Source organism: Pseudomonas sp. GM33, from assembly GCF_000282295.1.
Taxonomy (GTDB): domain Bacteria; phylum Pseudomonadota; class Gammaproteobacteria; order Pseudomonadales; family Pseudomonadaceae; genus Aquipseudomonas; species Aquipseudomonas laurylsulfatiphila.
In genome coordinates this window covers 26,999-52,210 of the sequence record NZ_AKJO01000181.1, presented here as the reverse complement: position 1 = coordinate 52,210, position 25,212 = coordinate 26,999, and the positions used below count along the sequence as shown (strand labels likewise).

General features: G+C 51.0%; 21 protein-coding genes and 1 pseudogene. 13 read left to right on the top strand and 9 right to left on the bottom strand.

What is annotated here, in order from left to right:
* Positions 1-486: 486 nt before the first annotated feature.
* The 12 genes from PMI26_RS02185 (at position 487) to tnpB (ending at position 15,190) form a co-directional block, all read left to right on the top strand.
* Positions 487-1,242 carry a hypothetical protein gene (locus PMI26_RS02185; RefSeq protein WP_007980064.1) on the top strand — a complete coding sequence of 252 codons (756 nt, stop codon included), beginning with the start codon at positions 487-489 and terminating at the stop codon, positions 1,240-1,242.
* A 154-nt stretch (positions 1,243-1,396) separates the two neighbouring features.
* The gene (locus PMI26_RS31505) at positions 1,397-2,398 is read left to right on the top strand and encodes a hypothetical protein (RefSeq protein ID WP_007980062.1); all 1,002 of its coding nucleotides are present in this window, start codon (positions 1,397-1,399) and stop codon (positions 2,396-2,398) included.
* Positions 2,399-2,567: 169 nt separating this feature from the next.
* Positions 2,568-4,175: a DUF1302 domain-containing protein gene (locus PMI26_RS02190; RefSeq protein WP_238540848.1), complete on the top strand. Its 1,608-nt coding sequence runs from the start codon at positions 2,568-2,570 to the stop codon at positions 4,173-4,175.
* Between the two features lie 14 nt (positions 4,176-4,189).
* Positions 4,190-5,548 carry a DUF1329 domain-containing protein gene (locus PMI26_RS02195; RefSeq protein WP_007980057.1) on the top strand — a complete coding sequence of 453 codons (1,359 nt, stop codon included), beginning with the start codon at positions 4,190-4,192 and terminating at the stop codon, positions 5,546-5,548.
* Positions 5,549-5,617: 69 nt separating this feature from the next.
* Positions 5,618-6,685, top strand: a complete 1,068-nt coding sequence (locus tag PMI26_RS0129935) for a WD40/YVTN/BNR-like repeat-containing protein (protein ID WP_202949426.1) — start codon at positions 5,618-5,620, stop codon at positions 6,683-6,685.
* Entirely contained in the window at positions 6,682-9,123 is a 2,442-nt protein-coding gene (locus PMI26_RS02200) for an efflux RND transporter permease subunit (RefSeq protein ID WP_007980052.1), read from the top strand. The genes PMI26_RS0129935 and PMI26_RS02200 overlap by 4 nt, the downstream gene beginning before the upstream one ends.
* Before the next feature lie 162 nt (positions 9,124-9,285).
* Positions 9,286-10,212: an amidohydrolase family protein gene (locus PMI26_RS31055; protein WP_007980049.1), complete on the top strand. Its 927-nt coding sequence runs from the start codon at positions 9,286-9,288 to the stop codon at positions 10,210-10,212.
* Between the two features lie 99 nt (positions 10,213-10,311).
* Positions 10,312-12,288: an AMP-binding protein gene (locus PMI26_RS02205; protein WP_007980047.1), complete on the top strand. Its 1,977-nt coding sequence runs from the start codon at positions 10,312-10,314 to the stop codon at positions 12,286-12,288.
* 73 nt (positions 12,289-12,361) lie between these two features.
* Positions 12,362-13,189 (top strand): enoyl-CoA hydratase/isomerase family protein, encoded by an 828-nt coding sequence (locus PMI26_RS02210; protein ID WP_007980046.1) that lies wholly within the window; start codon positions 12,362-12,364, stop codon positions 13,187-13,189.
* A gap of 63 nt (positions 13,190-13,252) precedes the next feature.
* Positions 13,253-14,356: a zinc-dependent alcohol dehydrogenase gene (locus PMI26_RS02215; protein WP_007980043.1), complete on the top strand. Its 1,104-nt coding sequence runs from the start codon at positions 13,253-13,255 to the stop codon at positions 14,354-14,356.
* 83 nt (positions 14,357-14,439) lie between these two features.
* Positions 14,440-14,757, top strand: a complete 318-nt coding sequence (locus PMI26_RS02220) for a hypothetical protein (RefSeq protein ID WP_007980041.1) — start codon at positions 14,440-14,442, stop codon at positions 14,755-14,757.
* Positions 14,758-14,845: 88 nt separating this feature from the next.
* On the top strand, positions 14,846-15,190 hold the full coding sequence (gene tnpB / locus PMI26_RS02225; RefSeq protein WP_007980038.1) for an IS66 family insertion sequence element accessory protein TnpB: 345 nt from the start codon (positions 14,846-14,848) through the stop codon (positions 15,188-15,190).
* Positions 15,191-15,739: 549 nt separating this feature from the next.
* Here the strand turns inward: tnpB and PMI26_RS31560 are convergent.
* The 9 genes and pseudogenes from PMI26_RS31560 to PMI26_RS31040 all read right to left on the bottom strand — a co-directional run bounded on the left by PMI26_RS31560 (position 15,740) and on the right by PMI26_RS31040 (position 24,229).
* Positions 15,740-16,606: a methyl-accepting chemotaxis protein gene (locus tag PMI26_RS31560; protein ID WP_443200859.1), complete on the bottom strand. Its 867-nt coding sequence runs from the start codon at positions 16,604-16,606 to the stop codon at positions 15,740-15,742.
* A gap of 15 nt (positions 16,607-16,621) precedes the next feature.
* Positions 16,622-16,897 (bottom strand): annotated as a pseudogene (locus PMI26_RS32195) (HAMP domain-containing protein); the annotation flags it as partial.
* Positions 16,898-18,073: 1,176 nt separating this feature from the next.
* A complete protein-coding gene (locus tag PMI26_RS32445) occupies positions 18,074-18,469 on the bottom strand; it encodes a nuclear transport factor 2 family protein (RefSeq protein WP_033048418.1) in 396 nt (131 codons plus the stop codon).
* Positions 18,466-19,317: a fumarylacetoacetate hydrolase family protein gene (locus PMI26_RS02235; RefSeq protein ID WP_007980033.1), complete on the bottom strand. Its 852-nt coding sequence runs from the start codon at positions 19,315-19,317 to the stop codon at positions 18,466-18,468. Before PMI26_RS02235 ends, PMI26_RS32445 begins: the two co-directional genes overlap by 4 nt.
* Before the next feature lie 59 nt (positions 19,318-19,376).
* Positions 19,377-20,930, bottom strand: coding sequence for a bifunctional 3-(3-hydroxy-phenyl)propionate/3-hydroxycinnamic acid hydroxylase (locus tag PMI26_RS31050; protein ID WP_007980030.1), 1,554 nt, complete (start codon positions 20,928-20,930; stop codon positions 19,377-19,379).
* Positions 20,931-20,947: 17 nt separating this feature from the next.
* Positions 20,948-21,691, bottom strand: coding sequence for an IclR family transcriptional regulator (locus PMI26_RS31045; protein ID WP_007980027.1), 744 nt, complete (start codon positions 21,689-21,691; stop codon positions 20,948-20,950).
* A gap of 21 nt (positions 21,692-21,712) precedes the next feature.
* A complete protein-coding gene (locus tag PMI26_RS02245) occupies positions 21,713-22,522 on the bottom strand; it encodes a VOC family protein (protein WP_007980026.1) in 810 nt (269 codons plus the stop codon).
* 509 nt (positions 22,523-23,031) lie between these two features.
* Positions 23,032-23,373, bottom strand: coding sequence for a hypothetical protein (locus PMI26_RS02250; protein WP_007980024.1), 342 nt, complete (start codon positions 23,371-23,373; stop codon positions 23,032-23,034).
* A gap of 31 nt (positions 23,374-23,404) precedes the next feature.
* Positions 23,405-24,229 carry an inositol monophosphatase family protein gene (locus PMI26_RS31040; protein ID WP_007980023.1) on the bottom strand — a complete coding sequence of 275 codons (825 nt, stop codon included), beginning with the start codon at positions 24,227-24,229 and terminating at the stop codon, positions 23,405-23,407.
* Positions 24,230-24,620: 391 nt separating this feature from the next.
* On the opposite strand from PMI26_RS31040, the gene PMI26_RS02255 reads away from it, so the two are divergent.
* Positions 24,621-24,854, top strand: a complete 234-nt coding sequence (locus tag PMI26_RS02255; protein ID WP_007980021.1) for a hypothetical protein — start codon at positions 24,621-24,623, stop codon at positions 24,852-24,854.
* The last annotated feature ends 358 nt before the right edge of the window (positions 24,855-25,212 follow it).

The window sequence follows — 25,212 nt, the reverse complement described above, 5'->3', positions numbered from 1 at the left end:
ACGCTCTATAATTGTTGAAGGGTTTCACTAGCCGCTAAACCCTAAGTTAGTTTCTAAGGCGTCGATCAAATTCATGAGGTCATTTTTAAAACTCTGTATTAATACGGTCAATAACCATTCTCGCATTGTGATAAAGCAGGATGAATTCTCTCGCTGCACCCTGTGTAGGGCCGAGCAAATATTGGGTAGGCGGATCCCATAGGGTATGGCACAAAAAGGGGAGGGCTTCTGTCGATGCACTTCTAGCGAGGGGGGATGGTTGAGAATGCTTTATCTCATGCTATTTCAGGGCGCATTCCTTGGGCTGAACCCTTTATCAGCAGTATATTTTCTTCCGCTTTCTCATAATGCGAGAAGAAGTGTTGACCGGCTTTTGATCAGCTCAGATGATCGATCCAGGTTCTACCTAAGCATTACCCCCCCCCCGCGCTGAGGTCAGGATCGGTTACAACGCAGTTCCCACAATGAACGGATGGAGAGTCGATTATGAGCATGCATACGTACGGAAAGAAGGGTCCTTGGGACTACATTCAGCCTTGGGACGTTGAGCGTCTTGGTGAAGACATTCTTGATGAGGAGACCCGGCAACGATGGTCGGCCGCTTTCTGTATCGCTGGTGGTCTGCCATACATTTGGAATGAGTTGGCCCGCCCTATTTCGGACATTATGTATGCACTGCTGGAGCTCAAGCCGGGTGACAAGGTTCTGATTCTGGGGGAGGGCGTAGAGCCGGCAGGTTGGGATCGCGATATGCGTGCCTTGGTTGGTCCTGAAGGGGTGGTGGATACGGTTGAGATTATTCTCGATGGTCGCGCGAAGTCCCTTCGGCGGGAGCGTGGTCGCAACGGTGTGATTGGAACATGGGAGTGGGCTTACACATACGATAAACCCAATGAATACTACGACTGTGTGGCAGTAATGCAGTCAACGCAGCATTGTGACAATTGGGTCGAGACGAGTGCTGAATTGCTTCGAGTGATGAAGCCTGGCCGACGTATCGTTTCGGCTGAAGCCGTAGTAGCTGGCTCGATTCAACGTCACCGTATCGATAGCGACGTTCATTTGCGTGAATGGTACGAAAAGGCAATGGGTTTCCTGCCCCTGACCCGGGAAGAAATTCCGTACTACAGCGGCGAAGACTTGCTCGAGGCATTCGGGGATCAAGTTGTTGATGCTCGAATTATGGAGTGGCATGGCATTGAAATGTTCTGGGCGCGGAAGCCAGGCAAAGCGACGGTGTGATTCTTATTCCTGCTTGAGCATTTTGATCCGGATGTTGGGTTTGACATCTGTGTAGATAAAGGTGGGTTACGTAATCGTCTGGCGGCATATCGCTGATGTCGCCGGTCGATGCTAATCAACATGGGTATCTTGTAAACAAGAATAAGGAGATATCATGTCAGTTGTAAGAGAGATTATTGATTCATTTCCACTGCGTGAAGATACTCAGTTTGTGGCGCGGAAAGAGGCTTTGTTGTTCCAAGGGCCAGAAATCCAAACTATGAAATTGTGGACTGATCACGAACTCCTTAAAGTAATCCATTTTCCGCCGGTGTTTTCTCCGGAGGCGTTTTCTCCTCCGCGGTGTGTGTTCGAAGGTTCCCATCTTCGAGTGGAGTGGCAGAAACTCAGTGGTAGAGGAATGGTCTATCATCGGAATGTGGATTGCGATGAGTTGTCTTTTCAGATTTATGGTGAGCGTACACTCTTCACAGAACTGGGTACGGTTGAACTAGCGCCAGGTGATTTTTCTCGAATCCCTGTCGGGATATCTCACGATAATTTTGGGCGTGAAGAGACACATGTGTTGTTTTATGTGACTGCTCCTGTTACAGAATGTGAAGATCCAGTACGTGCTTCTGAAAAAATCATTCCACCCTATACAGGTTGGCCGGCTTGTGCCTCTGGAGCTTATGGGGAAGTCATCACCCAAGAACTTGGCGCCGTGGGTACCGATGTTGCTGCGTATTTAGTCGATGAGGAACTGCTGCTCCAGGGTGATCCTCATGACGAAAGGTCTATTCAAGTGCTTCGCGCTGACGATACGACGTGCGAGACAATATGGTTGTATCGTTCAGATCTGGTTTGGATCGGGTCTACTACTCTCAAATCAGAGGATGGCCGCACCTACCGCAGACACCTTTGTGCAACCGAGATTCAGTATCAGGTAAGTGGACAGCGGACTTTAGTAACTCAAAGGGGAACCGTAACGCTACTGCCAGGTGATTTCATCGAGATTCCTCAAGGTTGCGCCTTTACAAGCATTGCTGGTGAGGAAAGTAAACATATTAGTGTTCTTTCTGCGCTGCCCACGCCAACAACTGCGAAACATTCTAGGCAGGCGGAGCCTAGTTCAGTTGAGTTTCTGGAAGCCAAGCGACGAACGCTTAATTTTTAGTGTCAAATAATATGTGGGTGTAACAACCCGCATATAAAAATGTTTCTATGCTGTACCTATCAATAAAAATAAGTCCCGATATAGTCGGTGCAAGAGGTATAGAAAATTGAACATGCCACTCTGTCGGCCTCGTTCCCTAGCGGGGCCTCGTCCACTTGTGTTCGCTGTAATGGTTATCTCTAGTAGTGCTCAAGCTTTTGAGTTCGATACGGGTAACCCCGATTTTAAACTTCGTTGGGATAACACTTTAAAATATAGTGTTATTTCACGGCTTAAAGATCGTTCGTCGGCGCTTTCAAAAACTGACATTGGTCCACAAGGCATTGTCGGTCCAAACAACCTGAACCAAGATGACGGCGATAATAATTTCGGCAAAGGAATTGTTTCCAATCGCGTCGACGTGTTGAGCGAGCTTGATCTAAGCGTGCAAAATTTTGGTGCGCGCATTAGTGCGGCTGGCTGGTATGACACTGTTTACAACGAAGATACCGATAATCCTGGGTTAACTTCAAACCATACACCTGCCTCTCACTTTCCCTCTGAAACGCGAAAGGTAATGGGTCGTAAAGTCGAGCTCCTTGATGCTTTTGTGTTCGGCAAGTCGGAAGTTTTTGAAAAGCCGGTTACGGCACGCCTGGGGCGTCATACGTTGTTGTGGGGCGAGAGTCTTTTCTTTGGTAATAATGGCATTGCCGGAGGACAGGCACCGCTGGATCTTGTGAAACTGCTCTCGGTTCCAAACTCCCAATTTAAAGAAGTTGCGTTGCCGACGGGCAAGCTGTCGGCACAGATCCAATTAAGTAACGACGTCGCTGTCGGTGCATACATAGGTTATGAGTGGGATAAGACTCAGCTGATTCCGGTTGGATCATTTCTGTCAACGAGCGATTCACTCGGACCTGGGAATGAGACGATCAAAGCTGGCCCGCTGGGTGTTTTCTCTGGTTCCTCCGACCTTGAACCACGCAATAGTGGTCAAGGGGGTGTTCAGGTTCGCTGGCGTGCGAATGGAATCGATACGGACTTTGGTCTCTATGCTATCCGCTACCACGCCACCACTCCGAGTAACATTTGGACGACGCTGAATGGCCCGCCTTCTGCTCTAACTGCCGGCAGTTATCGCTGGGTCTATCACGAGGGCATTCGGGCGTACGGTGCAAGTTTTGCCAAAACTATTGATGAATGGAGCTTTGCCGGTGAGGCGTCTTATCGGCAGAACACACCTTTGGCTAGTTCAGGTCAGGTTGTAATTCCTTCAATCGGCGTGGGTAGCGGTTTTGATAACCGACACAACCCAGGCTATGCAGTTGGCGAAAGTGCACATTTGCAGCTTTCCTGGATCGCGAGTCTGGGGCCAAGTTTCATCGCGAATGAAGCTAGTTTTCTTGGAGAAGTTGCTTGGAACACTCGAACCAAGGTCACCGAAAATCCACAGATGCTAAACCCGAACGCGGATAAATCAGCAACGGCATTACGTATGGTTTATTCCCCGAGCTATCGCCAGATTCTGCCCGGCTGGGATATGACCCCCAGCATCGGCCTAGGTTATGGGTGGGGGCGCTCTTCGGCGGTTGGTCCGGGCTTCGCCGTAAACCGGGGTGGAGACGTCAATTTCGGGGTATCTGCCGTTTACCTCGATACATGGAGAGCTTCGGTTAACTACGTACATTACCTCGGTTCCGAGGGCTCGACTGTGGATAACAACAATGATGCGCAATTTAAACAGGCTCTGAAGGATCGGGATTTCTTGTCCTTCTCGTTGCGCACCACATTCTGATTCTGGAGGTGTCTATGTATCCTCAACTCCCTGCGCGCGCGATCATTCTACTCGCAGCGATATTAGCTGTTCCAACTCTTCAAGCGGCTGTTTCCCCTCAGGAGGCTGCAAAGCTTAAGGGCGAACTAACACCGTTTGGTGCTGAAAAATCCGGAAACAAGGACGGAAGCATTCCGGAATGGACCGGTGGTTATACGACGCCAATTGCGAATTTCAAGAATGGTGGCCGCCGTGGCGATCCGTTTGCAAATGAAAAGCCGCTGTACTCGATTACTGCGACCAATATGAGCAAATACGCGGACAAGCTTACGGACGGTACCCAGGCACTATTGAAGAAATACCCCGACTCCTTTCGTGTTGACGTTTACAAAACTCATCGCACTGCGGCCGCTCCTCAATGGGTCTATGACAATACCTATGAAAATGCTGTTAAAGCAACACTCGAAAACGATGTTGTAAAAGGCGCGTTCGGTGGAATTCCGTTCCCAATTCCTAAGTCAGGTGCGGAGGTTGTTGCCAACAACGAATTGCGTTGGAAGGGTGAATCTTGGCAAACCGATTTTCGTGGTTATCTAGGAACAGCAGATGGTAAACATGTGCTGTCGGTACAGGGTATTGGCGACTTCCAGATGCCTTACTACTACAAAGATGGAGGTGCAGACAAACTTAACGGAATTTACAGGCTATTCCGACTTGTCAACTCCGGTCCCCCCGTGCGGGCGGGCGAAGCTATTGTGAGCAATCACAATTTGAATCAAGACAAAACCAATGTGTGGGTTTACCTCACCGGTCAGCGGCGTGTACGTAAGCTCCCGAACGGCTGCTGCGATACGCCTACGCCGGCAACCAGTGGGCTCATGAGCTTCGACGAAGTGGATGTGCTTTCCGAGCGCACCGATCGCTTTGACTGGAAGATCCTTGGTAAGCGAGAAATGCTGATTCCTTACAACAGTAATCGCATGAATACGCCAACCAAAGACAGCGATTTGTTGATGGCTCATCACCTCAATCCCGACCATATTCGCTGGGAGTTACATCGTGTGTGGGTAGTCGAAGCAAACCTCAAATCAGGCCAGCGGCATCAGGCTCCGAAGGGGATTTACTACATCGATGAAGATACCTGGACCGCCGTACTTGCCGATCGATGGGATGCCAATAACCAACTTTGGAAAACCCTCTGGTCGCATCCAGTCGTGATGCCCGATATCCCTGCAACCTCACCCCAACAGGAGTTTGGCTTTAACGATCTGATCTCTGGTGGTTGGTACGTCAGTGGAGTGGTTAACGAGCGGGAGCAGCAATACAAAGTCATGCCCCGCAGACCCGACTCTTTCTTTACACCTGAGGCCATCGCGGGTGAGGGAATACGCTAAACACCACTACGGTAATAGAGGTCGCACTGAGCGTCACTGTGTTTTAGGGCTAAAGGTAAAGGTGTCTGAATGGCTTTCTTAAGGGTAATTATGCGACTTAGGCTGGCACTGGCCATAGTCTGTCTCTCGGCCTTCGGCGTCGTGCATGCTGCACCGATCGCAGATGCGCTAGAGCGTCCGGCACTTATCAGTGCTCATCCGCAGCAAGTGGTGCTTATGGCCGCTGCCACTGCGGGTAATCGCTTGGTCGCGGTGGGGGAGCGAGGCATCGTTATTTGGTCCGACACCAGTGGCGCTGATTGGCACCAAGCCCAAGTACCTGTGAGCGTTACACTTACGAGCGTCCACTTTGTCGACTCCCAGCGTGGCTGGGCGGCTGGTCATGCCGGAGTCGTATTGGCCAGCCAGGACGGTGGGCAGACCTGGGAAAAGCAGCTTGACGGCCACGTAGCTGCGCGATTGATGCTCGAAGATGCCGAATCCCGCAAAGATGCTGTTGCACTGAAAGAGGCGGAGCGGCTTGTCAGCGACGGTGCTGACAAACCGTTTCTTGACCTTCATTTTTTCGATGCGGAACGAGGCATCGTTGTAGGCGCTAGTAACCTTGCCTTCGCTACATCCGACGGAGGTCACACGTGGAACCCAATAAGCAACAGAATCGAAAATCCGAGGGCGCTTCATCTCTACTCATTAAGCGTGAAGGGAGATGTACTTCTAATTGCCGGTGAAGAGGGGGTTGTCTTTAAATCCGATGACGCGGGTCATACATTTCGAAGATTTATGACCCCCTATAAAGGATCATTTTTCACCTGTGAGTTACTTTCCAGTGGTGAGATGCTCGTTGCCGGACTTCGCGGAAACGTATGGCGCTCTAGTGACGACGGCGCGAACTGGGCACAACTGAAGTCACCAGCTTCAGTCTCGTTTACAGCTTCGGCCGTGCTTGGTGATCAAGAGATCGTACTCGCCAACCAGGCTGGTCAACTCTTTTTTCTACGTGACAACAAACTTCAACAACTTCCAGCTTCGCCGCTGCCAGCCCCGGCCGGTCTTCTGTCGCTCAACGACGGGCGATTGCTCGCTCTGACTATGCGTGGAGCCATTCCTGTGTCCGCTGTTTTGGAAGGTATAAAGTGAACAATAACCAAGCGCCGTGCTTTGCTGCAGGCACCCAGCTGGAAAATTTTGATCGTCTGTCTGGTTCGTTGATCGAAAGATTACTGTTCAACAACCGCCTTTGGGTAGTGCTTGCTTGCGTGTTAGTTACATTGTTCCTTGGTTGGCAAGCTACCCGACTGGAGCTCCACGCAAGTTTTGAAAAATCCATCCCTGAGCACCATCCCTATGTGCAGAATTTTCTCAAAGTCCAGAACGAGCTTAGTGGCTTGGGAAACTCACTCCGTATAGTTGTCGCCAATCCTAGAGGTTCAATCTACGATTCGGCTTATCTTGAAACTTTACGTAATTTCAGCGACGAAGTTTTCTTGATACCAGGTGTCGATCGCTCGCATATGAAATCGCTTTGGACACCGAACACGAGGTGGATCGGTGTGACGGAGGAAGGCCTAGAAGGTGGGGCAGTGATTCCAGACGGCTTCGATGGTTCTAAAAACAGTCTGCAGAGACTGGAAGCTAACATTGCGCGCTCTGGAGAGATTGGCCAAATCGTCGCTCTCGATAGTCGATCTAGTATGATTTATATCCCGCTTCTTGCTCGGGATGCAGAAGGTCGGGTGCCCGACTATCGCAAGCTCTCGCAGAAACTCGAAACCATGCGCGAAAAATACGGAGCGCAAGGGGTCGACGTTCATATCACTGGTTATGCAAAAATTGTCGGTGATTTGATTGATGGTGCTCGAGCTGTGCTCAGTTTTTTTGCACTTGCGGTAGTCATCGCTGCGGTGACGGTATTTTGGTACACCCGGTGTTTGCGATCAACCATCCTGGTCGTCGCTGCTTCTATGGTGGCGGTAGTGTGGCAGCTTGGCCTCCTACCAGTACTTGGATTGCAGTTAGACCCTTACTCCATTTTGGTACCGTTTCTGGTATTCGCTATAGGCATGAGTCATGGCGCCCAGAAAATGAACGGGATTATGCAGGACGTGGGTCGTGGAACGCACAAACTGGTGGCTGCTCGATTCACGTTCCGAAGGTTGTTCCTTGCAGGCTTGACCGCTCTGATTGCGGATGCTGTGGGCTTCGCTGTTCTATTGGCAATAGATATCCAATCCATTCGTGAGTTGGCGCTTGCAGCAAGCATTGGAGTGGCCGCGCTAATTTTTACCAACCTGATTCTGATGCCCATCCTTCTCTCATACACCGGCGTGAGTATGCGTGCGGCTGAACGTAGCTTGCGTGGAGAAACAGAGGGGTCAATTCGTTCCTCGACATGGACATGGCTTGATAGGTTCACGCAGCGACGCTGGGCAACATTGGCTGTGGTGGCATCGTTGTGTCTCGGTGGTATGGGAATATACGTAAGTACGGCGCTGAAGATCGGGGATCTCGATGCTGGTGCGCCAGAGCTGCGTGCTGACAGTCGCTATAACCGCGACGTGGCATTCATAAATGATGCTTACGGTGCGGGCAGTGACGTGCTTGCAGTGATGGTCAGGACGCCAGAGACTCTGTGTTCAAACTACGAAACGTTGAACAAAGTCGACGCGTTAGAGTGGCAATTACGCCAAATCGAGGGGGTGGAGTCGACAAATACGTTGGCCTTACTGAATCGTAAAGTTTTGGTGGGTCTAAATGAAGGCAATCCAAAGTGGTATGATTTTCTGCACAATCAAAACATGCTCAATACGGTAACCGCGGGCGCACCGCGAGGGCTCTACAATGATAGCTGCGGTTTGCTCACAATCTATATCTACCTGCGAGACCACAAAGCAGAAACTCTGACACGTGTGGTTGACCACGTCATAGCGTTCGCCAAGGACAATGACACTCCTGAGGTGAAGTTTCAGCTCGCTGCGGGGAATGCGGGCATTGAGGCAGCGACGAATATTGTAGTAAAGGCGGCGTGGTGGAAGATGTTATTCCTTGTTTACGGCGCTGTTGTGCTGCTGTGCTTCATCACATTTCGATCGTGGCGCGCAGTTCTTGTGGCGGTTCTTCCCCTGGTACTCACATCCATACTCGCCGAAGCGCTAATGGTTGCACTTGGTATAGGTGTAAAAGTAGCGACACTTCCGGTAATTGCGTTGGGCGTGGGTATCGGTGTCGATTATGCCCTTTACATTTTGAGTGTGACGCTAGCCCAACTCCGTACTGGCGCGAGCCTTTCGCAAGCCTATTACAGAGCACTGCTGTTTACTGGAAAAGTTGTGATGCTCACCGGTATTACACTTGCAGTCGGAGTCATTACCTGGATCGCCAGCCCGATTAAATTTCAGGGGGACATGGGATTGTTACTTGCATTCATGTTTTTGTGGAACATGCTGGGTGCGTTGATTCTATTACCCGCACTCGCCAATTTTCTGTTGAAGCCGAGTGTTATCTCGTCAAATGAGGCGAAGGGCTTATTTCCGAACAGCAAACAGCGGGTGCAATTGTCTTCACATTCGAACGTGTGAATTGATTTTGCTCGAATAGAATCGCTGAAAAAATTTCCTGAATTCTCATATGCTGAGACTGATCTTTGACGTCGTACGATTCGCGATAGACCATTGTGTTAATTGCGTTATGGGTGATGTTCGTGGTCTTTAATTGTTTAATGAAGAGGCGGAGACGATTTTATGTATATGGGACCTGTTGTAGATGCTTTTTTTCATCCGGCATGGACCGACACACCGGGTTCTAAGTTTGCTAATACCTCAGCTTGGCTAGAAGATCCAATGCGCGCTCGAGCAATGCAAACATTTAAAAAAAGCTTGCCTGAGCATGTGGGCGCTTCAGATCTACAAGGTTCAGCTGAAGAGCGTATGTTGAGGGATATGGATGAGAGTCGTGTCGAAAAGGCACTTTTGCAAGCGTCACTCTATTATCCATCCACTCGTGAAGCATTAGATAATTGCGTCCTCGAACATGTCGAGTTGATTGAGAAATATCCTGCACGCTTTGCTCATTGTGCGACGGTTCTCCCTCCGAGGCAGGGGCCGGCGAGTTATTGGGATTTGATGGAAAATCCCAGAATCCTTGAAGAGTATCATGAGCGTTATAGTATCAAAGGAGTTCATTTGCTTCCGGCTCCTTGGGGGACACCTCCAAATGATAAGTGGTACTACCCACTATTCAGTAAGTGCGTAGAGCTAGGGCTTGTTGTGTTTATTTACGTTGGAATTCCTGGGCCTCTTTGGCCGACTTATCCAAATTACCCTTTGCATCTTGATGATGTGTGCTTGGCTTTCCCCGATCTGGTGGTGGTGGCACATCATATCGGTGATCCCTGGGTCGAAATGATGACGCATCTTTCTGGAAAACACGCCAATCTCTATATAGCGACGTCAGGTTGGGCGCCTAAGCGTTATCCGGAAGAGTTAATCAAGTTCATGGCCGGAAAGTGGCATGGTCAAAAAGGCGCAGATAAAGTGATTTTTGGGACGGACCATCCGTTTCTGAATCTGAAAAAAACAGTTGAAGACGCCCGTTGCTTGGCGTTACCTGATGAAGTTATTGAAAAATTCATGTATCAAAATATAAAAAAGCTAATCCCTAGTCTTTGATGTGGTGTTCGCCGAAGTCAATAACAGAGTAGCTGAGAGTGATCGCATTGGTTTTGATTACGGTCTCTTAAACCACTCGTAACAAGAAGAGTATAGAATATGAAAATTATGTTTCAGAACGCAGAGCCAGCACCTGCGGAATTTGTCTGGCACCCGGATCCAAAAGTTGTTGAGGCTAGTAACCTGACGGCATTTATGAATTACGTCGGTGTGCAAGACTACTCTGAATTGCTAAAGCGTGGTGACGGTGACCCGGCTTGGTTTTGGGAGGCGGTACTCAATTTTTTCGATATCAGATTCTACAAACCCTATGAAAAAATTATGGATTCTTCGAAGGGCTTGCCATGGACAAAGTGGTGTGTTGACGGTACAACCAATATAGTACTTAACTGTCTGGATCGCCATCGTGGAACTCCAGTCTTCGATCAAACATTTATTCTCTGGGATGGTGAGAACGGAGAGACGCGAAGTGTGACGTATGCCGAATTCGATCGTGAGGTATCGCGATTTGCAGGAGGGCTACGCAAGCTTGGATATGGGCGTGGGGATGTAATTGGTCTTTACATGCCAAATTTGGTTGAAACCTACGTGGCGTACCTTGCAATCATGAAGATAGGCGGAGTTGTTATGCCTCTCTTCTCCGGTTATGCCTCACAAGCGATGGCCGACCGCCTTAACCTGGGCGGGGCAAAAGCACTAATTACCGCTGATGCCACTTATCGAAGGGGTCAATTGTCCCCAATGAAAGATACAGCTGACGCAGCAGTGGCATTGGCTCCTAATGTACGTAATACCATTGTAGTGCGTCGCGCAAATCATCCGACGGCGTGGGACTCTAAAAGAGACATCTGGTGGGACGATGTGGTCCGCGACCAGCCAGACGAAGCGCCGACGGAGGAGATGCAGGCTGAAGACCCAGCGATGTTGATGTTCACCTCGGGCACAACCGGCAAGCCAAAGGGATGTGTTTACACTCATGTGGGCTTCGTCGCAAAAATGATGGTTGACGGTGCCTTGATGACAGATTTCAAGGCGTCCGATCGTTATTTTTGGATGGCCGATATGGGTTGGCTCGCAGGTGCCTATGCTGTTGTCGTGCCAACCATGCTGGGCGGGAGTCTTTTGGTGGCGGAGGGGGCACCCGACTATCCCAAACCCGATCGGTTTTGGGCGCTGGTTCAAGACTACGATGTCACCTACCTCGGGCTAGTACCGACAATGGTTCGACAGGCTATGCGCTCGGGCACCGATTTTGTTGCAGGCCGGGATTTCTCCAAGCTGCGCGTCATCTACACAGGTGGAGAACCTTGGGCAGAGCGCCCTTGGATGTGGTTACTGGAACATGTTTGCCACAACCGGGTAGCTATCTGCAATGGCTCTGGAGGCACTGAACTGGGTGGATGCATTGTTTTCGCTACGTTGAGCCATGCCTCCAAGCCATGCTCCATTCCTGTCGCCGTACCTGGTCTAGGCGTTGATATTGTCGACGATGACGGTAATTCGGTAGGCCCGGGCCAGATCGGTGAGCTAATCATGCGCAATCCCTCTATGAGCTTGACTGTTGGGCTGTGGAATGACCCAGATCGTTATATCGATTCGTATTGGTCAAGGTTTCCGAACGTCTGGGTCCATGGCGATCTTTGCTCTCGGGACGAGGATGGGCTTTGGTATGTCCATGGTCGTTCGGACGACACGCTCAAATTTGCGGGAAAGCGAACTGGGCCTGCGGAAATTGAGAGTGTATTCCTCGCCAGCGGCCGCATTTCAGAGGCTGCCGCAGTAGGTGTGCCTGATGAGATCAAGGGCGAAAGCTTGATTGTCGTCTGCACTCCCATGCCCGGTGAGGCGCCAGATGACGAGCTTCGCCGATTGTTGTCTGATCTTATCGTCAGCAAGCTTGGCAAAGCGTACAAACCCAATCGTATCTATTTCTCTTTAGATTTACCCAAGACGCGAAACATGAAAATCATGCGTCGGGCTGTTAGATCAGCATTGACGGGTTCCGCTATCGGTGACACATCGGCACTTGTTAATCCCGAGTCCCTTGATGCGATAGCGAGCTTAGTCGCTCAGTAACTGTTAGTCCGAGGGTGTTGAGGGTAAGTTGATGCATCGCCTCGCACCTTTTTTTTCTTTGGAGATACAAAAAATGACTAATACAAACGTTCTCGATAATCGGTATTCCAAATACGAACATCTTCTGCTGGATATGCCCCATCCCCGTGTTCTGCGAATAATGTTTAATAATCCAGGGAAGCTAAATTCAATTCCTGAGCACGCTCATACCGAACTAGTTGAGATTTGGCGTGATATTGATGCTGATCCTAAAGTGTCGGCAGTCATCATAACCGGCAAGGACGGTGTGTTTTCAGCTGGCGGCGATTTTTCGCTCGTTCAGGCTAACATCGATAGTCACGCCACCAGGCTCAAGAGTTGGAAAGAAGCGAAAGATCTGGTCTATAACTTCATTAACTTCTCGAAACCTGTTATCAGTGCCATGAGGGGACCTGCCGCGGGTGCGGGGTTGGTCTGTGGGTTACTGGCGGATGTTTCGATTGCATCAAAAACTGCTGTGCTTACCGATGGTCATACACGCCTGGGTGTCGCTGCAGGCGATCACGCAGTCATGCTGTGGCCCCTGCTCTGTGGGATTGCCAAAGCTAAGTATTATCTGATGACCTGTGAGCACTTGTCTGGTGAAGAGGCGGAGCGAATCGGTTTAGTCTCATTTGCTGTAGAGGACGCCGAGGTCGAGGCTCGTGCACTCAAGGTGGCGGTGCAGCTTGCAGAAGGCGCTCAGACCGCCATTCGCTGGACAAAGTACGCTTTGAACAATTGGTTGCGTCAGGCCGGCCCTGCTTTCGACGCTTCGCTGGCATTGGAAGTACTGGGTTTCGCGGGGCCGGAGGTGCAAGAGGGCCTTAATGCACATCTAGAGAAGCGTCGTCCTTCGTTTCCTGAGGATTGTCCGATTTGATACAGCAGGCTTCAGCACACAAGAATATGGCAATGGCCAATAACGTGATGTGGTAGGAACTGTATGAACAAAATGCTTGCTGCAAGGGCGAACAAAGGTTCGACCGATTTATCTCTTGAGCTCGTAGATGTCCCCGAACCGGGACCTCGTGACGTTTTGCTCAAAATCGCTTCTGCGGGCCTGGCGCCGGGAACCTTCGCGTTGCTTGAGCGCGGTGGTTTCTTGCTCCAGCCCACTACAATTGGGCATGAAGCGGCCGGCACGGTGACGGCAGTCGGACAGGAAGTAACGTCGTTTAAGGTTGGTGATCGCGTGAGACTCAACCCAACTTTAAGCTGCACAAATTGCAATTTTTGCCGCTCCGGGCAGGAGCATATGTGTCCCCATGCAGCGATGATCGGGTTCATTCCCTTGGGTAAGGATCCCACGCCTCTATTTGCGCGCTATCACGATGGATGCTTGGCGGAATTTGTCTGTGCGCCCGATTGGTTGTTAGACAAGCTTCCGGACGCTATCAGCTTTGAAGTTGGCGCAAAAATGCAAGACTTGGGTGTTGCCTGGCGCGCACTGGCAAGTGCGGCGATACCTCCTGGGGGAACAGTCGCAATCACTGCCGCTACGGGAGCAATGGCAGCCGCGACGATAAAGCTCGCGAGTTTCTTCGGTGTTGGACGTCTTGTCCTTATAGGCCGTTCAGCAGTGCGCCTCTCTGCAATGAAAAGCCTGTCGACAATTCCTACAGATTTTGTTGCGTTGGAGTCACTTAACGCCGACTGGGCTGATACGGAAGGTCTTACTGGCGCAGTTGCGGAACTCATTCCCGGCGGGATCGATGTTATACTTGATTACTCCTCGACCACCACGGGAGTCGGTTTTTTACAGGTGATAAATTCGTTGGTGGTCGGGGGGACCTTTGTTCATGTCGGCAGCAATATGGCCGTACTTCCCGTACCTTTGGCCAAGATAATGGGTAACTGTTGGAAAATTGTTGGTACCAGGAACACCTCTCGGTCAGACACCGATGCGGTGATGAAATTGCTGGAACAGAGGCTTTTGAATGTCGATGAACTCATTACCCATCGTTTTGCATTAGCAGATCTAAAAGAGGTCGCAATCAAATACAGGAGTCGAGAGCTCCCGATGTGGATGGGCGTTGTAGCACCATAAAAGTCAGTGCGAGAAGGTCATTGGCCGCGTCCCCGATCCCTAGGGCTGCGTGGGCATCCTCGTGAATAAAGTAGGCGGCTGCGGTGGGCAAATGGGTCGAGCGTATCCACGGCGTCTTTGGAAATATTGATATCATCGTTCACGCGGCCGCGATATTTCTGTTCACTCTTTTTGAGAATTTAATCGTGCCTGAAAACCGTGTTGTCGAAGTAGGCATGAACGGCACTTTTCATTGTTATCAAACGACCTACCGCCACATGCGCATTGCGCAGTGGACGAATCGTAATTTCGCATTGGGCGACGCGTTGCTCGGTCTTGTTAACGCTGTGGTCTATGCCACTAGCAAGACGGGTGCCATAGGCCGGATTCGGCCACATAGCGAATGCACTTTAAATTCTTAAGGCTGCGCATGGGGCAGTACCGAGCCTGTGCAATTGAAACGTTATTTGCGGCAGCTGCCTGCGCTACTTTTCTGCGAGACCTGTAGCGATGATCCGCATCGACACCATCTGGCTCGCCACCGCGCTGATGGACATACGCGCCGGCACTGAAACCGCGCTGGCGCGGGTGGTTGCAGTGCTCAGTGCGGGGCAGCCCCACTGTACTTATCTGTTTGCCAATCGCAGCGCCACGCGCATCAAGATGTTGGTGCATTACGTTTTGGGCATCTGGCTAGCGGTCCGCCGTCTGCACCCAGACAAGTTTTTCTGGCCGGGTTCTCGAAACGGTAGTCTGCTGAAATTGGGCGCAAAGCAATTGCACGCTTTGGTGCTGGGCTTACCTTGCAATGCTGCAACCTGCTCCCGTGTCGAGCGAGGATCGACAAAAATCTAAGCGCGTCGCCTTGCTGCCACAGTTTCCACGCACGCTGATCCACACGAACCCGACAACAGCATTGCCTGTGCAGGTATACCCTCCAGCGCATTGGCGAGGATGTCAGCAAGAAACTCGATTACATGCCGGCTTGCTCCACATCCTCTGTGGGGTTTTCGCTTGGAGACGTGCGCAGACGAAATGAACGCCCAAGTCAAAAGGAGCCAGATGATTTAATGACATGCCGAGCTGGTCTGCTGCGCCTCTATCTCTGCGTCTAACACCAGGAGCCTAGAATGTTCGTGCTTTTGGACGAGGGAGAGATGCTTGTCTACGTCTTCCTGCGCGCGATGCTGCTGCCCCAAGAGCGACTCAGTCAAGAAGTTGAACCGTATTGATTCTTCAAGCGTCAGGCCAGAAAAATTTCTTTGCCAGAAAGGTCTCTACTAAGTGCACGTATTTTCCGGAGGTACGCGCGCTGCATCTTTGTGAGCACAAGCATGTAAATCTCCTAAAAACTGCAACTGGGAAGTGTGCCGCAACTTCTGGAAGGAATGTCTAAGAGGAGTATCAATCGTGGGGCAAGTGTTGGGCACACGTCCTGAAGTGAGCTACTGCTGAGGTGAGTTCTCCACTTACAAGCTCTAGTGCAGATGTGGAGTTGCGCAGATGGGAACTCGATCGCGCACTGTCTTCAGCAACTTCACGAACGCTCAACATCCCCTGGTTAATCTGTTCGGCCACCGCGCACTGTTCCTCGGCCGTAGCAGCCATCTGTAGATTTGTCTCCTTGATGACGGCAATTGCGTGAGTAATTCTTGATAGCGCTGAAGATGCCTGCGTCGTCAAGGAGACACTCTCTTGAGTCATGGAATGACTGTCTTTAAGGCGTTTAGAAGTTTTTTCGGCCGTCTCTTGCAAGCGCTTGATAAGCATCTCAATCTCTCCAGTCGAGGCTTGAGTACGCTGTGCTAGTCCTCTTACTTCATCAGCAACGACAGCAAATCCACGTCCTTGGTCACCAGCTCGAGCAGCTTCGATGGCAGCGTTGAGGGCGAGCAGATTGGTTTGCTGAGCGATAGACTTAATGACATCAAGGATGCTACCAATCGAAGCACTTTCCTGCTGTAGATGTTGCATTGAGAAAGAGCAACCAGCCATTTCTACTGCTAGTGCGTCGATTTTGTCGCGCGCCAGCCGTACCAGGTCATCCCCTTGGCGAGCCTGGTCTTCGGCTTGGAAGACAGTCTGATTGGCAAGACCCGTATTGCGCACCACGTCCAAGGCACTTGCCGTCATCTGCTGCATGGAAGCCGCAACTTGGGTTGTCTCCTCACGTTGTCGGTCAACGCCTCGTCGGGTTCGTTCGATGACTTCGACTAGATCAATCGCAGTTCCATTTAGCTGACCGACACCAGTACCTATTCTTCCGACCATAATGCGTAAGCCCGCCAGCATGCCTCCCACGGTATCGAGCAGTTCGCCAAGCTCGTCATGGCGTGGTGGCGAAAGGGAGGACCCACTGAGATCCCCTTCAGCTACGCGTCTGACTAACTCAACTGATTGTTTAAGTGGTTGGAGAATCAGATGACGGATCACAAGGCTAGCGCCCAGCCCCAGTAAAAAAGCGCACCCTACAATAGTACCCAGTAGGGACCTGACCCTTTTGTCCGCAGCTACCCACTCCTGCTCCTGCTCAGATCGGGACTCCGCCAAGCTTAAAATCATTCGCTCAGCCTCTCTGGCCATCTCAATCGCTCTACGATCGGCGCTGGCCTGGCTACTGGAGTATTGTTCAAACGCCGCCTGATAGTCTGCGAGAGCTGAATTGGCCTTATCAATTGATGCGCGCTGCTCAGCACCCACTCGCGCCCCTAGAGCTTCCATTGAGGCGAGTACATCGCTCATCCGTATCAGCCAATCACTGCGATATCGATCGTCTGTTTCAAGAGTGTAAGAAAGCTCGCTGTCCCTAACCTTAGCCAACTTGTCGGCCAGGGAAGCAGCGGCCTCTACTTGTGCCAATTGATCTTTCCCTTCAACACTACCTTCGGACTGAACTGAAGCCAGTGTGTCAATCTGGTCGAGGAACATTGAAGAGAAACTGTCACTAGCCTGCGCAGCCAGATGCTGCATGCGAATGCGTGCGTCCCGAGCGTCTTTCTTTGCATTAACGAAATGTAGGAACTGTTCCAGATAGGCCGTTTCAGCGCCACCTACCGTATCGCGAAAGGTCTCACCAGATCTCGCAACCTCAAGTTGAGCGATGTACTGTCGAACCATCTCAGCAGTCAGTGGATCCAAATTGAGGGCGAACTCCCTCTCCTTAATTCTGGCTTGAAGAATTAGTCTTTCGAGTTCCGCACTTTTCTTGATTTCGTCATTACTTGACTGAAGTACTCCAAGTGCATAGAACGCAGTGGATGCCACACTAAATGTGAGGATGAGTACGAGGCCAAAGCCGAGAATCAATTTTCCGCCCACAGATAAATCACGTAGCGACCGAATCACAATGTCGTCACCCTTTGTTCAAAATGAAATTTCCAAGTTATTGATCCGAAGCCATTGCGAAGCCAATACCAGATTGGTGGCATCCGGAGGACTATCGGACAACGCGAGAGACCGGTAAGCGCATCGATCTTCCAGCGCCGCGACCTGGCCATTTATGGTGCGTGGCAGAACGATCGGCTTTTGTGGCAGCGTGCGATCAACAGTTTTGTACTTCATTACCAACGCAGGTATGCGACGTACTAAAGATTTATCGGCACGCTTGGGGCGCCGTCTCATATGCGGGCCGAATGAGTCGGCCTCGTAGAGGTCTCCGCTTTCATTAAACAAATCGTTTCATGCTGTGATGATGAGATGTTGTTTCGATACGTTTTACCTCTACGCAGGCCTACCTCATTAGTCTGTTGACGACCACATACTTTCGAAGAGCTTTGTGGCTTGATACACAGATAGCTTCCAAGTGTCCTCACGCCGGCTCCAAATCTGTGTAACGAAGCTAACCGAGTCTATCGTTTCGTCTGTTGCACACCTCACCCCACGCAAGCGCATCAGACCTGTCATGCATGCCAATTCAGCCGTTGCATTGACCATCAACGCTTTCCGTTGTACGGAATGAAATCGAACGGAGTTGTCCAAGTATTCCAGTAGTTGTGCCTTTACATGAACGGTGCCAGGCGCATGGATGTAGAGTAAGTCGTCGGCTAACAGACTTTCGATTTGAGTGATGTTGCCGGCTTCTAGTGCTCGGCAACGTTTGTGTTCGAGATCGAGGACAAGATCACTGATCGTCACTGTTCCTGCTCAACTCTATTGTTAAGCGAGCCTACCCAGGAAATCTCGACAGAGACTTCGTCACCCGGTTTCAACCACAGAGGTGGATTACGTTTTACGCCGACACCACCAGGTGTGCCTGTGACAATGACATCTCCAGGTTGCAAAGTGATAAATGTGGATATGTAGGCGATCAGACGGGGAATCGGGAAGATCATATAGTCGGTAGTTGCATTCTGCACTACTTGTCCGTTCACACGTGTCCAAAGTTCCAGAACCAGGTCCTCCGGCAGTTCGTCCAGCGTGACGAGGGCGGGGCCAAAGCCACCGGTCTTGGCGAAGTTTTTTCCAGGTCCGAACTGGCGAGTGTGGTGCTGCCAGTCGCGAACGCTGCTGTCGTTAAAGCACGAAACTCCAGCTACGTGGCTCCAGGCATCAGCTTCGGAGATACGGCGACCAGGTTTACCAATAACAATGGCCAATTCACCCTCATAGTCGAGTTGAGTGGACTCGATGGGGCGAAGCAATGCCTTACCGGCTGCCTGCAGAGATTCTGGATGACGGAAGAAAATCGACGGGTGTTCTGTCGGATCTCGTTGCGTCTCAACACGATGTTCCTCGTAGTTATGGCCCACGCATGCGATTAGTTGTGGCTGGGTGATAACCGGCAATAGAAACACATCAGACACGCGGTAATCTGCAGTGGCAGTCTCGTGTTGGCGTGCAAGCTCCAACCACTTGTCCTGGGCGAGAAGGTCTTTGAGAGTAGGTATTTCTCTATTGAAGTGCCCTCCAAGGTCAACGATCTCTTCGCCTCGTAGAATTCCATAGGAACTGTAGTCGTCGACTTGAAAACTCACGAATCTCATGTTGTTTCCTCTTTGTAGTTGTCTGAAAAATTTGGCTGCGCCCGATGGTAGGGCCTGAACTATTTTTGGGAGAGCTGCTGTTGATCAATCGCTTCGTAGCTATATCGATCAGGTCTTATCACCATGGCAGCGGCGCCACAGCGATCAAGCAGGCTACCCAGCTCACCCGTGACGTCTCGCACGCAGATGTGCTCAGGGCTGCGGTTATCACCGACAAAATCTTCATCGCGGTGGATTAAGGCGACGACACGTCCAGGCATTCCATTGGGCAATAAATTAGCCGCGTTAGCGCGGAAGTCAGGTGTATCCCACCCGACGATGCTGAAGCCCTCACCCAATTGCGTATCCAGAGGTACCAGACCGTATTTAGGATGCTGAACTAATGGCTGGGGAAGTAACTCGGCATGTGGAAGTTTCAGTGTCGGCTTGAAGAATCCAGATTGCAGGTGAGGTTTGGGCTTGAAGCGTAATTGCAGGATGTAGTCACGACATGCTGGTATAAGGCAGGCAGCACGCAGTGCCCACTGAGCCGCGATAGCACCTGCAATACTCTTGGGCTGCATGAAGGTGCCAATCCGCAATGCCATGCGGATGAGTGCACTGGCATGAGGACGTCGTTCCTGTTCGTATGTGTCAAGGAGCGTCGGTGAGGCACCCCAGCGCGTAGCTGCAGCAAGTTTCCATGCCAGATTCGCAGCGTCTCGAATGCCGCTGTTGAGACCTTGGCCGGCAAACGGAGGCGTCAAATGCGCTGCGTCGCCCGCCAACAGTACTCGGCCGTCCTTCCAGCGATTAGCTACAAGCGCATGAAAGCCATAGATAGCCTTACGTACAAGGGGCAGATCAGCATCCTCTGGCATGCGCTTGGCTATCCAACTGCGAAATGTGCCTTCCTTGAGCGTTTCTTCATCTTGGTCATTCGAGCGCAACATGAACTCATATCGTACGATGCCGCTTGGGCCCGGTAACCGAATTGCTGGTCGTCGTGGATCGCAATAAGTTCGAGTGTGTCTGAGTGGTACGGTGCGTTCGCACAAGTCAACGATCAACCATCTCTCAGAGTAGGATTCACCCTTCATTGGGATGTTGCATAAGTCGCGTACTTTGCTGCGGCCGCCATCACAGGCCACCAACCACTTCCCATTAAGAACATGAGTTTCGCCCGTCGGAGTTATCACCGTACAGTGTGTGGCCTCTGCACTCTGATCAATGGAAATGCATTCATGACCAAAAAGCACTTCGACATTCACGAAGCGCTTCAGACCTTCTGCTAACGTACTGACAAGTGCAGGTTGACGGAACGCGTTACGCTTGGGGTAGCCATATTCCTGGCGTGTCGGTTGAATTGACGCAAAGGGTTTGCCATTCCAATCGAAATACTGCACTCCATAGCCCATCACTACGTCTTTCAAAACGCTATTTATAAGACCTGCGTTCTGGAATGTGCGTAAACTCTCGTCATCAAGTGTGACCGCACGGGGCTCAGGCTCCAACGTAGCGTTGCGCTCTATGACCACCGTGCGAACACCATATAGCCCGAGTAGGTTTGCGAGGGTGAGTCCTACCGGGCCGGCTCCGATGATGATGACATCGGCGGCATTAAAATTGTTCAAGGGTAACTCCCGTATAACTAGTTGCCTGGTGGTTTTAGGCGTCCTTCGATTCGCAATGCGGCGCGTAGAACTTGATCAGCTACTTGTTTCCGGTTGGGAAGTACAATCTGATCGGATAGAACGATGCTGAGGCTGCCAAGTAAATTTCTACCTTGATGAATCGCCGCAGCAAAACCTCTAACACCTGAATCGATTTCACTGTGGGTGATACATACTTTTTCGGCTCTTAGCAGAGTCATGGCATCAGACAACTCATCAAATACGACTGGCAGTCGTGCTTTTCGTAACTCTTCAGCCTGTGAGGTTGCAATCTCTCGCAAGACGTCAACTCCCATGTGCGCAAGAATTATTTTCGAGGTGGCCCCTAGAAACAGTGGCATTGCTTTACCTCTTTCGTAGCTGACCACCGGTCCTGAGCGTCCGCGTACCTGATGCACACATACGACCTTTCGCCCATGCAAACGACACAGAAGAGCGGTTCCACCTGTACGCTCAGTTAGGCTTTTCATGACATCTTTGGCCGCTGCAATCAGAGGATCGCTTTCTCGGATTCGTCGATCCAATTCAACAATGGTTGGCCCGAGCACGTACTCGTTGATGGATGAGCGCTCGATTAACCCTATGCCTTCAAGGTCAGCCATGTACCGATAAGCTGTGGCGCTGGATACATCGAGCGCCTCCATGACATCGATTGCACGCAGATGCGTACGTCCGTCTCGAAATAGCACCAATACTTGGAGAGCTTTTGCGGTGGTAGACATCAATCGAGCCTCAGTGTTTTTTTAGCTTCGCATGATCGCTACGCCCCACTGGTTGAGTGTCTGTGGGCGGTGGGGCCATACGCCCGCCGGTCGGTTCTGTTCACAGATTTCGAGTTCAGACGAAATCTCTCCCATGTTGCCGTCAATATCGCGCACCATGAAGAATGTGTCATTACCGGGACCATGACGCCCAACACCCCAAGCTAAATCAATACCGACGCTTGCCATATGATCAGCCCAGTCTCGCAATTGCACCCAGTCAGCAACCTCACATGAAAGGTGATCGAAACGAATCATGGGAGCACGGAAAATGGCCATCGCATGATGTTCAGCGTCCGTTCGCATAAAAATGGCAGTGAGCTCGCCTACATCGTTCAGCACACGATCTGAAACGACAAAACCAAGTTTCTCAGTATAAAACTCGGCGAGCTTCGTCGGTTCTGGTGTGCGCAGCGCGAAATGTTGAAGACGAGCGTCATCAGGCAGGGGGGCATTATCCAATGAGGCGGTGGTGAAAAAGCTCACGAGATGCCCATGTGGATCAGCGAGGGTAATAACGTGAGGCTTGTCTTCTATAAGCTCAGCTCCGCGAGACAGGAGCACACTCCGGTAGGAGCTCAATGAATCAACATCTTTGAAGCTGAATGAGGCGCGTTTTAGTTGACCACCTTCACCTGGCACAAACACAAGTTCACGTCCGGGCGCGGAGCAAACGATGGAGTCATGATGTGCAGATTGTTCAAGCTTAAATGCAGACGAATAGAAGTCCGCGAGCTTCTGGGGGTCGCTGGTAGACAACTCAAGCTTGGCAAGCGTTGCTCCGATTTCCATGGCTATTGTTCTCATTAGAGGGGGATGAACAATTTCATTCAACTGCTAGGAGCTAAGGTCGGTCAACGAGCTCTCTCATAGCTTGAGAATCGAGGAAATTATTTGCGCAGGGCTGCAAGTCTCCTCGAATCGGAGCATCAAGTTGGTCTAGGTTGGGTAGGTCTTGAGCTGGAATTAACGATGGTCAGCGACTGCTTTTCGACTAGAGTGTGTAAAAACGCCTCTGTAAAAATAGCGTTGACGTGTTTCAGGTCACGACCGATGCGACCCGCAGAATTGACCGTCCGATCACGCAGCAAACAAACGCCCACGATTCAAACGATTGGGCAATGAGCGTTTTTACAGACTCTTGGCCGATAGCTTAAGATCAGGTTACAAAGCGTGGCTGGTCATGATCCGGGTGCAGGAGAACCCATAACAGAGTTTCCTAATTCAAGGCTTCCGCCAAGAGGGGATGGCGGAGGCATGGCTATCCACAGTCTGTCCAATGAAAATGTTCAATTTTCACACTATGTCAGTGGCTCGACGGATATTGTTTCCACATACCTAAACTTCTTTTTTGCAGCCTTTATCGCCTCCTGCTCCGCTAGGAGCGTGCTCAACGTATCGACGTCATGCGTGAACGTCTTGCGTTCACCCTCGAACTCGTTGCCCACGGTCAGCGTCACTCGTAGTTTGGGGGGCAATGCTCTCGGTACCTTCCTTTTTGGGTGTTCCTGAATAGGCACCACTTTCGCCAGGTTTGGAATACCGTAGCTGACAGTTTGTGCGTGTACTTCCACAGGTGCAGAGGCCTGGGCTCCGCCAAACAACGCTCGGCGCATTTCTTCTTCAGTTAGTTCTGTAGGCATTCGTTGTCTCGATGCTATCTCAATAGTGGTCTCAGCCCGTTTTAGCTCGGAGGAGTCGATCCCATTTACGAGTTGTCAGTTCGTGGCACACGGTTGGTGATCCACCGAAGCAGCGCTGCGATACGGTCTCCATATGGACCTCCGTGGCGTAGCTGATAGCAATTCCATTTTCGTTTAGCAGCACACCACCGGCGCCTCTCAACAGTGCATGTCCAGCAACAACATCATGTGCTGAAACGGCGTAAAGCGAGATGCCGCACACACCGTCTCCAGCCGCTACTCTAGCCAGTCTGTATGCGATGGATGGCATTGCAAGAAAACTCCCTGGAGCACACATCTCTCGATTGAGGTCTGGTTTATTTAGAGCTGCAGCGCTGACCATTATAGTGCTGTCGCTCGACAGCTTTTTATCAGAAAGGTAGGAGGCTACTGGTTGACCATTGCGAATCAGATAGGGCATGCCTTCCGCCCACTCGATGCAGTCTGGTGGCCCCTCAGCAGTCACGGGGGCAAATACAATCCCGAGTACTGGGATGGTCTTATGCAGTAGCCCCACTGATATTGCAGATCCCTTCAAGCCGTTCAGAAAGTCACTCGTTCCGTCGTTAGGGTCAACAACCCAACACCAAGCATTCCCCGTCAGGATGTGTCCCGTCTCTTCACCCCAAAAATCGCAACAAAGCAGGCTGAGGAGTTCAGGCCTCAGAATATTTTCAATTTCAACGTCAATCGCAGCCTTATCTCCCTGGCCTCGAGGTCCATCCGGACGACTCCACTCTTCGGATAGCAAAACGCCTGCTCGTTGTACAATTTCGGATGCTCTGGTAAGAAGCGCTATTAGATCTGGACTAGTCATGACGCTCTATAAAAAATGATCGTTTAAGGAAAGCCTCCAAGCTAGCAGCGACCTATTGTAAGTAGCGGCGCGCAACCTTAGACGAGACAGCTCACCACATAAATTAGGGCAACGTATGGCATTTGACTAGGCGTATTCACTCGATCCGACTATTCCTCTGCAGTGTGCTGGTCATAGTCCCGAACACGCTGCAACCATCAACGACGTTATGTGCGATTGATGATCCCGACTGTGCCGATGGCGGCTGCCGTCCCAAATGGTGGAGGATGACCTGTCGCCATGAGTATCTTTGAGCCCAATCAGCCCTGGTCACCAGCAGACACCGTGGTATCGTCAATCACTTATACATAGGCTATGTGACCGGGGCGATTGATCCGGGTGACAACGCGACATGCTCCGGATCCTGCCCGTGGTGAGTGGCTACCGCGCGGGAGAGGAAATGAAGCTTTGTTTCACCACCTGGTACATAAATGTGTATCAGCGATTCAAGAAGGATGAGTCACTTAGCCTCTTGAACCCTGAGTTGTTTGAGGTGGCGTTTCCTTTAAGCGAAATCAAGACCATCAACCTGTTCGATATCAAGGCGTACCAAGCTTTTCAGCAGGAAAACGCTCCGCCCGCTTGATCTACGTCTCTCTGGCTCTCCGCGCCGACATCTGTGCCGATTTTACTGGCTTGCCGGATGAGGCTACGACACGACTTAGCATGCAGCAGCTTAGGTTTGACAGTCTTTACGACCGTATTTACCTCCACTATCGAGCATTTGGAGCCTTTCCAGGGTAGTTGCACAGAGTTGACGGTAGTCGGGAAACTTTGCAGGGCGCGCCGCGCCGCGCTGCACACTACTTGTGCACAGCGCGGCCAACCTCGCGCATTAAAAAGGGGAAGCCACAGACTTACCTACAACCAAAGGGATTGCTCTAAGGTTAAAGCTTTAAAATGCTTGAATTTGATTAAAATACATTTGCTAAACGATGCCGAGC

Excerpts from the sequence above, each read along its gene's own strand:
- PMI26_RS02185 (WP_007980064.1), top strand. The coding sequence starts at position 487 with ATGAGCATGCATACGTACGGAAAGAAGGGTCCTTGGGACTACATTCAG.
- PMI26_RS31505 (WP_007980062.1), top strand. The coding sequence starts at position 1,397 with ATGTCAGTTGTAAGAGAGATTATTGATTCATTTCCACTGCGTGAAGAT.
- PMI26_RS02190 (WP_238540848.1), top strand. The coding sequence starts at position 2,568 with ATGGTTATCTCTAGTAGTGCTCAAGCTTTTGAGTTCGATACGGGTAAC.
- PMI26_RS02195 (WP_007980057.1), top strand. The coding sequence starts at position 4,190 with ATGTATCCTCAACTCCCTGCGCGCGCGATCATTCTACTCGCAGCGATA.
- PMI26_RS0129935 (WP_202949426.1), top strand. The coding sequence starts at position 5,618 with ATGGCTTTCTTAAGGGTAATTATGCGACTTAGGCTGGCACTGGCCATA.
- PMI26_RS31055 (WP_007980049.1), top strand. The coding sequence starts at position 9,286 with ATGTATATGGGACCTGTTGTAGATGCTTTTTTTCATCCGGCATGGACC.
- PMI26_RS02205 (WP_007980047.1), top strand. The coding sequence starts at position 10,312 with ATGAAAATTATGTTTCAGAACGCAGAGCCAGCACCTGCGGAATTTGTC.
- PMI26_RS02210 (WP_007980046.1), top strand. The coding sequence starts at position 12,362 with ATGACTAATACAAACGTTCTCGATAATCGGTATTCCAAATACGAACAT.
- PMI26_RS02215 (WP_007980043.1), top strand. The coding sequence starts at position 13,253 with ATGAACAAAATGCTTGCTGCAAGGGCGAACAAAGGTTCGACCGATTTA.
- tnpB (WP_007980038.1), top strand. The coding sequence starts at position 14,846 with ATGATCCGCATCGACACCATCTGGCTCGCCACCGCGCTGATGGACATA.
- PMI26_RS31560 (WP_443200859.1), bottom strand. The coding sequence starts at position 16,606 with ATGGTCGGAAGAATAGGTACTGGTGTCGGTCAGCTAAATGGAACTGCG.
- PMI26_RS02235 (WP_007980033.1), bottom strand. The coding sequence starts at position 19,317 with ATGAGATTCGTGAGTTTTCAAGTCGACGACTACAGTTCCTATGGAATT.
- PMI26_RS31045 (WP_007980027.1), bottom strand. The coding sequence starts at position 21,691 with ATGTCTACCACCGCAAAAGCTCTCCAAGTATTGGTGCTATTTCGAGAC.
- PMI26_RS02245 (WP_007980026.1), bottom strand. The coding sequence starts at position 22,522 with ATGGAAATCGGAGCAACGCTTGCCAAGCTTGAGTTGTCTACCAGCGAC.
- PMI26_RS02250 (WP_007980024.1), bottom strand. The coding sequence starts at position 23,373 with ATGCCTACAGAACTAACTGAAGAAGAAATGCGCCGAGCGTTGTTTGGC.
- PMI26_RS31040 (WP_007980023.1), bottom strand. The coding sequence starts at position 24,229 with ATGACTAGTCCAGATCTAATAGCGCTTCTTACCAGAGCATCCGAAATT.
- PMI26_RS02255 (WP_007980021.1), top strand. The coding sequence starts at position 24,621 with ATGCTCCGGATCCTGCCCGTGGTGAGTGGCTACCGCGCGGGAGAGGAA.